This is a genomic window from Pedobacter panaciterrae (assembly GCF_013204795.1).
Lineage (GTDB): Bacteria > Bacteroidota > Bacteroidia > Sphingobacteriales > Sphingobacteriaceae > Pedobacter > Pedobacter panaciterrae.
The window spans coordinates 1,364,517-1,376,357 of the sequence record NZ_JABMKW010000020.1; the positions used below are offsets into that span (position 1 = coordinate 1,364,517).

The following is an 11,841-nucleotide window of genomic DNA, read 5'->3' on the forward strand; positions in this document are numbered from 1 at the left end:
CATCAATATCCCTCCTAAGTTTTTGATCTAATTTTTAAGCCATCCGGCGAAAAATATTCATTTCTAAGCAAAGTACTAACGATACGGCAAGCGAAGGAACATGTTTACAGCGCTTGAAGGAAATTCTTAGAACATATTGTCGGCGCATCAAAGATGCTTAGTTATGAAATGTATAGGAACCGGCTATTCGAAGAATTTAAACAAGGAGTGCCAAGCTGAACTTAAAGCCAGCACTATATCGACAAACCCTGCTTTTTACCATTCTTCTGACTTTTATCCTGTCCTTGGCTTTCAGCGATCTGTTTACTCTGGCCTTTATCCTTGATCTCAAGCTCATCACGACGAACCGAAACACCTTTATCGTCCTTGATATTGATGGTGCGCCACCGCGGATTCGCTTCAACAAAGAACATCGACTCTTTTCCATCTTTAGTAAAACTAACAGCTACGGAATTTCCCGCTTTAAGCGATTCCATCAGTTCTTTTTTGTCTTCAGGACGATCAAGCCCCGCGATCGGAAAGCGGTCCAAAGCCTTTTCCAGGTTATAGCCGTAACGATCACTAAACTGTTCCATTTTATGGTTCCCATAATCATCTTTCTGCGAAAAATCTATTTTCAGCCAGGCCAGATAAGCATCTCCGTCCCCATTCACCATAGACTTCTGCACCGCTCTGCCAGCAACGAGATTGAAAGCCTCATCCATGCCGACATTATTCCCATTACGAATTCTGAATTCCTGGCTTGCATCATAGGACTTATTACCGGTTTTTAAAGTCGCCTGGTAACTGTTAAAGAAATACATATCAGTGGTACCGGATCTGCGAAAGTTCAGGTCAAATTGAACCGTTTCATCACCGCGGTTGAGCTCATGACTAAGTTTAATTTCCGGTCGCTCCGCTTTAACCTGTTCGGCTAACTTGTGACCAAGCTCCACTGGAAAACCCATTCGCTCCAACGTATTTTTCAAAAATTCCAAATTGTTCTCGTTCATAACTCTAAAATTTAAATGAATAATTAAACCATTATTTCGCCTTGCGGCTATTGTCTCTAAGCAATACCGGATAACCGGCAGCAAGCTTTTGCTTCACCCGTTTGATCTTTTTGGACAGCAAATCTTTGGCAGCATTCAAACCAGCTCCGGCAACCTGCGTCCCCAGGTTTTGATCAAAACCCATCAGTCCTACGCTGCTCATGGCATCCACACTGCCGGAACCAACGACCTCTGCCAGCAGTGCTTCCGGTGCATTGATTCCCCGCATCCCATCGCGCTTATCATAAGTACTTAAAGAAACCGGTATGATCGAAGTCCCCAAACGAATATTTCTGATCTCTAAAGCAATCCGCTGATTACTGAATTCTGCAATCCCAAAAACCGAATGTCCTTTTAAAAGCAGCTGTCCGTTAATGGTTATCGAATCCAGCAAACGCAGTTCGATTACCGAACCCTGGGTAACTTTCACCGGGCCCACAACAAGGGCAGGAATTGCCCGAAATAAACTATCCGAAGCCGGAGGTACAGCCACCACGGGCCTGACCAGACCGAGATTCTGGATCGCCAGGATTTTATCCATCATTGAATTGAGCTGCAACATCTCCGGATCCTCTTCTCCGGCCGGCTCCTTCATATCCTGCATCAGTTTTTCCAACCTGTCTACATCACCTGTTAAGGAAGGAACGGCAGCAGAACCGGGGGAAATCGCAGCAACTGAAGGCACGGCAGCTGGAGCATTTACCTGTGCATTGATCTGTGCCAACCGGCTACTTATAGCAAGCTCGGCGGGATCTGTTTTGAGACCCCTGCCCTCACCTGCAATCCCAAGATTCGAAGGTGAGGTATAAAGCCCTGCCATGATCAACTTAGCTGAATCCTTTTGTGCCTGGTCATAAAGGCTCATCTTATCGGGCCCATCCTTCCCCTTTAATTCTGCATCAGGTAAGGCCATATTCAGACCATGGCTCGACTGGACTGCCGTAACCGTATTTTTAGATCCACCACCCAGGGCCCAAAAGCCCATCGTCACAAAAGGCAATACCAATAATGGCAGCACCATTAAAAATTTACGCCGCTTTAAAAAAGCGGGACTATGTGTTGTATTCATAAGCTTAATTTTATTATGTTATTTATTTTATTAATTGTTACCGGATCTGCTTAATAAATGGAGGAAACGATCAGGTAAATGCAAATACTTCCTGCAAAGCCACAGAACAAGATCAGCAGCAAAAGCCACTGACCAAATGAGTAACCTTTGGTCTTCGCATTCAGCCAGCCGGCGATCTTTATCTGAATGGCTTTAGCTGCATTAAGAAATCCTCCGGACAAAGTACCCCAAAAAAGCCCTTGCCTGTACCGATTACTGAAGCGACCCATTACCATCAGTTTTAACCACGTCCCTGTTTTCCAGAATCTCCCAGCTCTGGATCAGAAACCCATGCGGGTTGTCGTCCGTCTGAACCTTTAAGTCCCTGACTTGACCACGGGTAACGAGTTTTCGAACCGCAGTACTGCTGGCACGAACCAGCCTTTCGGTAGCATAACAGGTAAAGGCATAGGGATAAACATCAATGTTCAGCACGGTACTGTCCACTTCTATTTCCTGAGAGATGCTCGCGGAGATGAGGTTATTATAATACCCGCTTTCTACCAGATTATCATACTGTTTTTTAGCAGAAAGGTCCGCCAGAAACAGGGACTTCCCCACCGAAGCTTTTATGGCCTTATCTTCCGGACTCAGGTTAAAAAAGTACTGGTGAAAAGTTTTGATGTGATCCCGTAATTGCACCGGCAGGTTAGATTTACGGTCTGAGGCCATTGCCTCCAGTACCTTGCCATTATACAGAATGTAGATCTTCTGATCCTTTTCCTCCACAAGCCTGCACCACTTGAATATCCCAACGCAGATGGTAAAAGCATTGGCCAGGATCAGCAAATAGCTGAACAGCCTGATGTGCCTGAAGGCGGTATCTATCGTTTTGAGTTGTGTAAACATAGGCTTAAAAATTAATCGTCACTTTTGAGTTTGTTCTTGAAATAGTCGTTTCCTGCCGAGGCGCTGCCACCTGCAGCAGTTCGGGAAGCATTTCCCAAGGCATCTGCCGCCATACCGCCCACAGCGCCACCGGCCCGCATGGTGGTACTGGCTCCTCCAACCACAAGCGAATTCACCTTTGATAAAATCGAATGTCCTCCACCGGCATGTACAATGTAATTGGCAACGGTTGGCACCGAGAAATAACCGACAATTCCAATGATCAGGAAACATAAGTATGCAGTATCGGTAGCACTAAAGAAGGTATCTCCCTGCTGGTTTACCTGGGAAATGTCATAGCGCAGCATGTTTTCCTGCACTTTACCGATGATACTTCCAAAAATATTGGCAATGGGCAGCCAGAGGAAAACATTCACATACCGTGCAATCCAAACCGTTAGGGTATGCTCAAAGCCATCGAACACTGCAAAAGCAAATACCAGCGGGCCCAGGATGGCAAGAATAATCAGGTAAAACGTCCGGATTGTATTGATGCAAAGCGAAGCCGCCGCATATAACACCTGTAAGACCTCGCTCATCCATTGCTTGATCGAATTTCGAAAATTATAAGAAGCCTTTGCCATTGCAAAATCAATCCCATGCGCCAGCCGGTCCAACATTCCTTCGTCCTGCCTGTTCGGATCCTCCGGATGTGTATACTTATACCAGCGGTCAGCATCGCCTGTTCCATCAGCGCCAACGTACATCTGATACTGATCGGTTTTCCTGATCACCTGCTCTTTCTGCTTCAGCAACACCGCAATCGCCCGGTCCGAGTTTTCCACCATGGCTGAAGTTGCTGAAACCGTTGGCGAAAGCACACCATTCATCAGCCCAATCACCGTGGGAAACAACAGTATGGCAAGCCCCAAAGCAAAAGGACGCAACAAGGGATAAAAATCCACCGGCTCTGCCTGAGCAATGTTCTTCCAGACCCTGGAAGCAATATAAATCAGCGCTGCGAAGCCTGCCAATCCCCTCCCAACTCCAATCAGCTTACTGCATAAAGGGAGCATCTCCCGGTACACCTGATCCAGCACCAGGTGCATGCTTTTCATCTCTCCGGCAAGTCCCTGAGCAAAGGAATAGACCGGAAATAAAGTCAAAAGCATAGCTACCACCACCAATAATGTGGCCTTTAAAAATCTGTTTTTCATAAGTTTTTATTTTATATTATCGAATTCAAGCTTGCTTCGCAGGTCATGTTAAATTTATTTAGGATTAGCCTTAAACAATTCCTGCATGGATGAAACATCCCGCTGTTCCAGCTTCCGCTGCCTGGCAATGCCAATCCCCTGCGCGTTGAAATGCCGCAAAAAGGTCAGCTTCTCCTGCATGTCATCATAAATCCGGTCAATTTCGGAAAGCCGCTGATCATCGGACATGCGCAGCTGCCCTGCAGTGATCACCCTCAGCAGCGCATCCAGGTTCGCCAGGCTTTGTTTGTTCAAACCACGATAAACTGAGCTTAAATAATCCAGTTCCTCAACGGTAAACCTGCCTCCTGAGCTGAAAGCAGCAAAGGCAGCTTTATATTCCGATAAGATCGTTCCCTGAGCCCTGAGGATGCCTGCAATCTTATGGTACTTCTTCAATTCCGGGCTTACGGCCAGCAAGCCATCCAAAAAACTCTCATGCAAAGAAAAGTTGCCTTTTGAGATGTCCCGAACCGCATTGTAACCCGTGGAAATGATCTGGTAGCCGGCTTTCATGTCCTTAAGGATGTTCTTGAACTGAGACAATTTCTCCACGTTCAACAGCAACTGCTGTACCTCGGTAGATTGCGCAAGCAACGATACAGGACTAAGACCAAACCAGCCTAAAAAAAGCAATGCAACCGCCCTACTACTCCAGCTCATACCACCCCCTTACATCATTAATGTCCCGTTCCTCTCTAAGCCGCTGCCGGGCAAAAATCTCCAGTTCCGAAGTAAAAGACAAAGCGAAATCATATTTATCCTGCACCGATAACCTCAGTTTTTCCAGCCGCTGCAAGCGTTCATCATCTTTCATTTCCAGCTTACCTGAAGTGGTCACTAAAAGCAGTTCTTCCAGATCATGTGCACACCCGTTCAGCAAATTTGCCTTCACCAAAGCAACATAAGCCCATTCCGCCCCGGACAGTTCTAAGTCTTTCCAGCCCCCCGATACCGAGAGAATCCCCAAACCGCCAGAAACAATCTCTCCAACCACCGCACTGTTTTTAATAATAGGATTGACCCTAGCCAGTGAAGTAAAGAAAGCTCTGTGCAAGCTGAATTCACCATTAGTGATGTCTTTTACCGCATGAATCCCGCTGCCCACCAGATCATATCCTTTTTTCGCATAGCCGATATATACCTGCAACGCCGCAATCTGCTGAAGCAGGTATTTTTTCTGCGTTTTCTTCTGCTTAAAGATCTCGTTCCAGGTTTGGGCCGAAGCCACATCAGCTGCCATGGATAATGCCACCAGCATTCCCAAAGCTAAATTTCGCCTACTGGATCCCATAGAGTTTTTTAATGATGTTCAGGTCCCCCGCCTCTTTGGCGCGGTTCAGACTCAGTTTGATCTGCCGGGTATTGAACTCCCTCAGGTCAAAATAATTCTGATCGATTTTAACGGCCACCTCTTCGATGATTTCCAGCCGTTTCGCATCATCCATCTGCACCTTAAAAGAATTTACCACCAATAGCAACTGGTCAATGTTCTTCAAACTCGCATCCAGGATCCCCCTGAACACTTCTTCCATATAATCCAGCTCTTCCACAGTGAAGTGCTTGTCTTTGGCAAACAGACTTTTGGCCTCCCGGTATTCCGCAATAATATCGCCCTGGCGTTGGGTGATGTCCCTGATCCGGTGGTAATAGGCGATGGCAGCTTTCACCCTGGAGAGCTCATCAAAGTATTTCCCGTACAGCTCTTTCTGGCGGGTGGTCCAGTCGGCAATCTCCGACAGCTTCAGTTTAGACAAAGTGTTTTCTATCACCTTCTGCGCATTTTGCAGCCAGATCGTTTCATTCTGCAAGCGCTGCACCTTCAGGTCAACAGCCTTAATCACTTTTTTAACCCCTGCCTTAATCACTTCTGCAATGGCAATCTGCGCATTGACTTCCTTCACCGGGAGCGAAACCAGCAACACCACCAAACTGAGCGGCATCACCACCATATAGATTTTTGCAGATAAAACCCCTTTTTTTATTTTATTCATTTTTACTTTCATATACCCCCTCCTCACTATTCTGCAACCTTATGATATTCCCGCTGCATCAGCAGCAGGCTGTTTTTACCCGGAAAGAATGTGATCTTTTTACCGGCAGCATCCATGAGCAATACCCGCAGTTTAGAATCATATTTGCCCATATACTCCCGGATTTTATGTTCGGTAGCCTGGAGTTTTCCGGCCCTGATGGTTTGAAAAGCAGATTTACGGATTACCTGATAATCTCCCTGATCCCCATAGGGAATGATCACCAGGGTATCTCTGGAGATGCTGTATTCTCCCGATTCCTGGCTGGCATAGGTGCCCGTAACAGCATCTCCCCGGTTACAGGATGCAAATAAGACAAGCGCTGCAAGGCAGCAGCCCAACTGATATTTTAGCTCTTTCATAAGCATTAAGATTTTAATTGTTTAACCGAGCCCTCTTCTGGCGGCGCTCGTTAGCCAGTACCCTAATCCCTGCAGCCATACTGCCGTGCACATCAGACGCAGCCCTGACTTCCATTTTTTCGCTTTCCTCAGTCGTATAAGCCAGGTATTCCTCATCGGAGAGTTCGTTGCGGTACACCCCGAGTTTTTGGCCACCCTGATCAATAAATACCTCCCGGTAAACCAGCCCCGGCTCGTTCGCCTTATTGACCGACAAGAGCATGGCCCTTGCTTTATCAGACAAACCCAAAGTCTGCTGCAGGCTGTCAAACTTGTTCATGAACTTGCGCATATCCAGCAGGATCTTGGTATCCGACAGGTTAATCACCGTTTCTTTGATGATCGGTGAGGAAATCAGGTCATCCACTTCCTGGGTAATCAGCGCCGCAATACCATTGAATTTTCTGATGGTTTTAAAGAGGTATTTGATAAATGAGCTCATGCCCGTTTTGGCGATCGCAATCCAGGCTTCATCAATCGCCAGGATCTTCCGCTGCCCTTTGAGTTTGCGCATCTTGGAGATGAACATTTCCATAATGATGATCGTCACTACCGGGAAAAGCACCTCATGCTCCTTCAGATTATCCAGTTCAAAAACAATAAATCGCTCATTAAGCAAATCCAAATTCTCCCTGGCATTCAATAAATAATCAAACTCTCCACCCTTGTAATAAGGATTCAGCACATAGAGCAGGTTCCCCAGATCAAAGTCTTTTTCTTTGACCTTGCCGTTTTCCATTACCTGCAAATACCCCGACATCAGAAAATCATAGAAACTATCAAAGCAGGGAAATACAGCAGGATTGGCCTCCAAATGCTGATAGTACAAGGTAATTGCACCTGAAATGGCCACGTACTCCGAGCGGCTGAAGGGCTCACCTTCCCTTTTCCACAGGGCTAACAGCAAAGTTTTCAAGCTCTCTTTTTTTTCAATATCCAGTACATCGTCCGCCCCGATATAAAAAGGATTGAACCTGATGGGATCCTGCTCGGTATAGTTGAAATAATAACCACCGACCAGTTCACACAGTCCCTGATAGCTGCCACCAATATCGATGGTCACGCAGTGGGTTCCCTGATCATACAAGGTGCGCAGCATGTGGTTACAGGCCATGGATTTGCCCGCACCACTTCCCCCGCAGATGAACAGGTTCCTGTTGGTAATCAACCCCGATTTCATCGGGCGGTCAAAAAGGTCCAGATATACCGGCCTGCCGAAACTCCGCTCCCCCAGGCGAATGCCGGAACCGTCAGATTTCGCATGGCTTTCCATATTCAGAAAGCAGCTTGCCTGCTCCAGGAAGGTATCAAAGCAGTCATTGACCGGGAAGTCCGCCGCATTCCCTGGGATCCCCGCCCACCAGATCTGCGCTGCCCCATCGGTTTCCTGCCGGCATACCGCATCCATGCCCGTCATTGCCGAGCTTACTTTATTGCGAATCTCCTGCAACTCGGAACGATCAGCAGTCCAGGCCATCACATTAAAATGCGCTTTCACCGGCAGCCTGCCCAGCGCAACCGCCTCATTCAGAAAATCATTCACTGCATCACGACTCACTGCATTCTCCCTGGAATAAGCCGACAGGGAATGCAGGCGCAGCTTCTTCGCCTCCAGTTCCTTAATGGTCCTGCCGGGATCCCCGATAAAAATAAACTGGTTATACTGGTGGTTGCAGTCCAGCAGTAATCCCAAAGGCGCAGCAAAACCCAGGCTGAATTTACTTTTATCGGTACTGTATCGATCAAAATTCATCCGACTGCCGCAGAGTGACGGCAAATCCTCCACATCGGCCAGGGTAAACAACTGGCAATGGTTTTCACCGATCCTGATCCCCTCCTTCAGCTGCACATCCCGAAGCAATGGTCTTTCCCCAACGCCCAGCAATGAACAGTAAGATTCAATCAAACCCACTTTGCCAACCGTCCCGGCCAGCTCATCATCGGCTAAACGCCGCAAACCAACCAGACCACTGTCCGAAAGGATCCGCTCAAAGGCACCTATCTTTTCCATGAAATCCGTAAAAAGCCCTGCCTCCAAAGTTTGCCTGGGCACAATGCGCCTGCGCATCAGCCCTGAATAACCACTGGTCGCCACCCGCCGATCCTCCGGCTTCCTGGTGATCATCAGATAGCAGGTATGTTCCAAATACTTCCGGCCGTCAAAAGCCCTTTCCCCGGCAGCAGTTAAAAAGCTCAGATCAGCCTCCACATTAGCCCGGTGTTCCCTGCGAACAAACGTATCCTGTTTGTGAATCACCGTACCAAAAGGCAAGGTTTTGATCGCCTTTACCCAGGTATGATGTGCCGCCTCATAGTCTGCCGATCCCAGGCTAAACAACTCCGCATGCTCAACCCGGAATACCACCGTCAGGTCTCCCTGCATCGAAACAATACAGCCGTGCTCTACCTTGTAGATCGGGAAGATGTCTTTGAACTCTATCGCTCCCCTCATACTACAACAGCTAAGTGCCTGAATAAACTGCGGCTCCGGGAAACCAGACAGGCAGGAATACCGCGCCTGGCCATCTTCTTCATCAGGCCGTACCTTCCATACCGGTCACTCATCCTGAAAACCGTTACAAACAGGCCAAACCCCAGTCCAAAGACCAGAAATAAACAGATAAAAAGATTCAGCCCGCAGATGTACAAAAGGGCAAAAAGCAGCAGCAAACCAACCAGCCCGCCGGCTAAAAACCCGATGTACTGTGCTTTTAGCCCCTTGAATTCAATGGCACGTCCCACCCCCTTATTGATCTGATACACGCTGCTCATATCCCGAAGAAAGACTTAAGCACAGTTGCCACCACTACCAGAAAAATACAGCTGCCAAACCATGCTGTAGCCACCTTCGCCGTATCCGGCTCACCGGCATTCCATTTGGAATAGACCTTCACTGCCCCGACCAGTCCCATGATTGCACCGATGGCATACATCAGGTCCGTTCCCGTATCAAAATAACCGACAACCTTACTGGTCGCTTCAGCAATCCCCTGATTGCCATCCTGTGCATGAACCACCTGAGCCAGAAAAGCCAGCACCGCGATACATCCTGCCACAAGCCCGGTACCACGCTCTTTTTTCACCAAAAGCGCATCCAATTCCAAAACACTGATGTTCCAATCGAATCTCGACATCAGCTCTGAACAAATGTGCTCCTGCAGCTGAGTCCCAAGCGGAGAAGCAAAAACCTCCGGATAGCATTCCGCAATTTCAAACAGCGACGCGCCAAGCTTTTTCCTATCCCATCTGCCCTCTGCAGCCTCAAGAAATGCATATTTCAGCTCTTCCATACAATCCGCCAACTGCCCCTGCAGCATTTCCCCATTCCCCTCCCCGCCCCCAAAATCCAGTTCATCCATTCCCAGGCAAGTCAATCCTTCTTCAGCCACCGCCCTGCCCATCAGTCCGCCGTCAACTCCACCATCCAGTGCAAGCCGATCTTTCGCCAATACAGATCCCCTGATCTTTGCCTTAGCAAGCGATCCCCATAAAGCCCTGATCTCCTTCCGGTAATACAGTACAATTAATAACAGGTAATAAATGAGCAGGGATACCCCCATAAAAACTCCATACTGGAGCCAGCTAAAATTTGATAACATAGGCTTTTATTAAAGCCCGGACCCCATTGTCCGGGACAAGCAAATGTTGGCTGAACACAAATCTTTCTTTCCCAGGCTGGGAAAGAAAGGGGAATGAAAGATCAAAAACATAAAAAAACTTAGCCAGGCTTATACCGCAGGTCCTCATCCACACGGTCCCGGATCGCAGCACTCATCGAATCAATAAACTTAGAAGGACTGGAAACCTTCCGCTCCCGGATCTCCCCAAACGTATGGTGGACATCCCTGATCTTCACCTCACACATCCGCTCAAACAAAGCAACGATCTCCGACAACTGCGCGTTTCCATGGTTAAACTGACCGGTATAATACAGCCCATAAATCAACTCCCCCAGATTCACGATCTTCCCCGTCCACTTCAAACCAGCCTCCTTAGTCAAACTAGGCGCAACCTTCCCATCCAGGACACCAATCCTGCGCAGGATTTCCTGCTGCAACATTTCATAAGCAATAAACTTTGCAAAAAGGTAATCCATCGCCGTAGAGAAATCCGGATTCGGATCAGGAATTTCCGGCACCAGAGGTAAAGGCAAATCCGCTCCACGCAAAAAGTACTGACTATCCAGTCCCGCCTCGCCAGCACGGTAATACTGATATAGAAAAGCATACTGTTTAAAAAAGCGGTGAACCTGCCTAAGCTCATCTTCCAAAAAGACCCGGATCATTTCCCCTGTACCCACAGGCTTATTCATCGCTAAACCATAGCACTCAAAAGCATAGATTTTTTCTGCATAGAATTTCGGTTTCACCGACTTAAAGAAATGAATTTCAGCAAGCGAATCTTCAAAAGGAACACTTGTCATCATTTCCCGCAACTGGGCCAGGAACTTCCGGCAAAGTGCCAAAGTTTCAGAAAGAGACTGAATCGGACTCCCCTCAATGGAGGATACACCAGCCAGCGCATCCTTAAATTCAGCATACAATTTTTCATAGATTTCATGCTTCATAGAATAAAGTTTAAGTAAACCGGCCCACAGTTCAAGACAAAACCTTTTCACATCAACCGGAAATAAGTATCAATTTTTCATAGGCATTTGGAATGTTTACAACTAAGAATTAGTGGATTTGCTGTGAGGAAATCGTATATTTGCAGGGTATAAAATATTGTATAGCGATAGCTATTTAACTTGTATTCAGAAAACCGCGAATTTTTAAGACAAACAAGGAAAAATAGGCTCGTCGCCTGCGCTACAGCGCGGGTGCGGCTTATCTTGTTTGTCGGGCGCTTCGCGGTGCCTCTGATTACAGATGTAGCTCGTATCCCGCGCTATATCGTTTTCAGACACTGTATGGGATCGCAGAATTAGAATCACTCTCATGAGAAATGACAGTACTTTACTCTTGCTACACAAGCCCATCCCGGAACTTGGCTTAAGCCAGGAATTAAAAAGGGTTACAGAAATGCATGGTTATTTCACCCTGGAAGACCTCAGTAAACGCACTACGGACCAACTGATGCTATTACCCGGATTTACACAGCATCTTTTATACGAATACGTCAACTTTATGGAAGCTAATGGTTTGGGCGAACTGATAGACCCCATGTAGCCAGCTGAACGAAATG

The 11,841-nt window shown here is 47.3% G+C and carries 14 protein-coding genes; 1 reads left to right on the plus strand and 13 read right to left on the minus strand.

The window, feature by feature from the left end; all coding sequences use genetic code 11:
- Nucleotides 1-233 precede the first annotated feature (233 nt).
- The 13 genes from HQN86_RS24870 to HQN86_RS24930 form a co-directional block, all read right to left on the minus strand.
- Complete coding sequence (locus HQN86_RS24870) at nt 234-947, minus strand: hypothetical protein (protein ID WP_172663544.1); 714 nt, start codon at nt 945-947, stop codon at nt 234-236.
- 76 nt (nt 948-1,023) lie between these two features.
- Complete coding sequence (gene traM / locus HQN86_RS24875) at nt 1,024-2,100, minus strand: conjugative transposon protein TraM (protein ID WP_246269733.1); 1,077 nt, start codon at nt 2,098-2,100, stop codon at nt 1,024-1,026.
- Nucleotides 2,101-2,150: 50 nt separating this feature from the next.
- Nucleotides 2,151-2,369, minus strand: coding sequence for a hypothetical protein (locus HQN86_RS24880; protein WP_172663545.1), 219 nt, complete (start codon nt 2,367-2,369; stop codon nt 2,151-2,153).
- Nucleotides 2,353-2,988, minus strand: a complete 636-nt coding sequence (traK, locus tag HQN86_RS24885; protein ID WP_172663546.1) for a conjugative transposon protein TraK — start codon at nt 2,986-2,988, stop codon at nt 2,353-2,355. Before traK ends, HQN86_RS24880 begins: the two co-directional genes overlap by 17 nt.
- 11 nt (nt 2,989-2,999) lie before the next feature.
- Nucleotides 3,000-4,184 (minus strand): conjugative transposon protein TraJ, encoded by a 1,185-nt coding sequence (gene traJ, locus HQN86_RS24890; RefSeq protein WP_172663547.1) that lies wholly within the window; start codon nt 4,182-4,184, stop codon nt 3,000-3,002.
- Between the two features lie 54 nt (nt 4,185-4,238).
- Nucleotides 4,239-4,886, minus strand: coding sequence for a TerB family tellurite resistance protein (locus HQN86_RS24895; protein WP_172663548.1), 648 nt, complete (start codon nt 4,884-4,886; stop codon nt 4,239-4,241).
- Nucleotides 4,873-5,517: a hypothetical protein gene (locus HQN86_RS24900; protein ID WP_172663549.1), complete on the minus strand. Its 645-nt coding sequence runs from the start codon at nt 5,515-5,517 to the stop codon at nt 4,873-4,875. The genes HQN86_RS24895 and HQN86_RS24900 overlap by 14 nt, the downstream gene beginning before the upstream one ends.
- Nucleotides 5,504-6,217 carry a conjugal transfer protein TraI gene (locus HQN86_RS24905; RefSeq protein WP_246269734.1) on the minus strand — a complete coding sequence of 238 codons (714 nt, stop codon included), beginning with the start codon at nt 6,215-6,217 and terminating at the stop codon, nt 5,504-5,506. The genes HQN86_RS24900 and HQN86_RS24905 overlap by 14 nt, the downstream gene beginning before the upstream one ends.
- Nucleotides 6,218-6,243: 26 nt before the next feature.
- Nucleotides 6,244-6,618: a hypothetical protein gene (locus HQN86_RS24910; RefSeq protein WP_172663550.1), complete on the minus strand. Its 375-nt coding sequence runs from the start codon at nt 6,616-6,618 to the stop codon at nt 6,244-6,246.
- A gap of 13 nt (nt 6,619-6,631) precedes the next feature.
- Nucleotides 6,632-9,109 (minus strand): TraG family conjugative transposon ATPase, encoded by a 2,478-nt coding sequence (locus tag HQN86_RS24915; protein ID WP_172663551.1) that lies wholly within the window; start codon nt 9,107-9,109, stop codon nt 6,632-6,634.
- Entirely contained in the window at nt 9,106-9,429 is a 324-nt protein-coding gene (locus tag HQN86_RS24920) for a DUF4133 domain-containing protein (RefSeq protein WP_172663552.1), read from the minus strand. The genes HQN86_RS24915 and HQN86_RS24920 overlap by 4 nt, the downstream gene beginning before the upstream one ends.
- Nucleotides 9,426-9,740 (minus strand): DUF4134 domain-containing protein, encoded by a 315-nt coding sequence (locus tag HQN86_RS24925; protein ID WP_317171754.1) that lies wholly within the window; start codon nt 9,738-9,740, stop codon nt 9,426-9,428. Before HQN86_RS24925 ends, HQN86_RS24920 begins: the two co-directional genes overlap by 4 nt.
- Before the next feature lie 635 nt (nt 9,741-10,375).
- Nucleotides 10,376-11,275, minus strand: coding sequence for an RteC domain-containing protein (locus HQN86_RS24930; RefSeq protein ID WP_172663553.1), 900 nt, complete (start codon nt 11,273-11,275; stop codon nt 10,376-10,378).
- A 319-nt stretch (nt 11,276-11,594) separates the two neighbouring features.
- On the opposite strand from HQN86_RS24930, the gene HQN86_RS24935 reads away from it, so the two are divergent.
- Nucleotides 11,595-11,825, plus strand: a complete 231-nt coding sequence (locus tag HQN86_RS24935; RefSeq protein ID WP_172663554.1) for a hypothetical protein — start codon at nt 11,595-11,597, stop codon at nt 11,823-11,825.
- Nucleotides 11,826-11,841: the final 16 nt, after the last annotated feature.

Excerpts from the sequence above, each read along its gene's own strand:
- HQN86_RS24935 (WP_172663554.1), top strand. The coding sequence starts at position 11,595 with ATGAGAAATGACAGTACTTTACTCTTGCTACACAAGCCCATCCCGGAA.
- HQN86_RS24910 (WP_172663550.1), bottom strand. The coding sequence starts at position 6,618 with ATGAAAGAGCTAAAATATCAGTTGGGCTGCTGCCTTGCAGCGCTTGTC.
- HQN86_RS24895 (WP_172663548.1), bottom strand. The coding sequence starts at position 4,886 with ATGAGCTGGAGTAGTAGGGCGGTTGCATTGCTTTTTTTAGGCTGGTTT.
- HQN86_RS24920 (WP_172663552.1), bottom strand. The coding sequence starts at position 9,429 with ATGAGCAGCGTGTATCAGATCAATAAGGGGGTGGGACGTGCCATTGAA.
- HQN86_RS24870 (WP_172663544.1), bottom strand. The coding sequence starts at position 947 with ATGGGTTTTCCAGTGGAGCTTGGTCACAAGTTAGCCGAACAGGTTAAA.
- HQN86_RS24900 (WP_172663549.1), bottom strand. The coding sequence starts at position 5,517 with ATGGGATCCAGTAGGCGAAATTTAGCTTTGGGAATGCTGGTGGCATTA.
- HQN86_RS24915 (WP_172663551.1), bottom strand. The coding sequence starts at position 9,109 with ATGAGGGGAGCGATAGAGTTCAAAGACATCTTCCCGATCTACAAGGTA.
- HQN86_RS24905 (WP_246269734.1), bottom strand. The coding sequence starts at position 6,217 with ATGAATAAAATAAAAAAAGGGGTTTTATCTGCAAAAATCTATATGGTG.
- traK (WP_172663546.1), bottom strand. The coding sequence starts at position 2,988 with ATGTTTACACAACTCAAAACGATAGATACCGCCTTCAGGCACATCAGG.
- traJ (WP_172663547.1), bottom strand. The coding sequence starts at position 4,184 with ATGAAAAACAGATTTTTAAAGGCCACATTATTGGTGGTGGTAGCTATG.
- HQN86_RS24880 (WP_172663545.1), bottom strand. The coding sequence starts at position 2,369 with ATGGGTCGCTTCAGTAATCGGTACAGGCAAGGGCTTTTTTGGGGTACT.
- traM (WP_246269733.1), bottom strand. The coding sequence starts at position 2,100 with ATGAATACAACACATAGTCCCGCTTTTTTAAAGCGGCGTAAATTTTTA.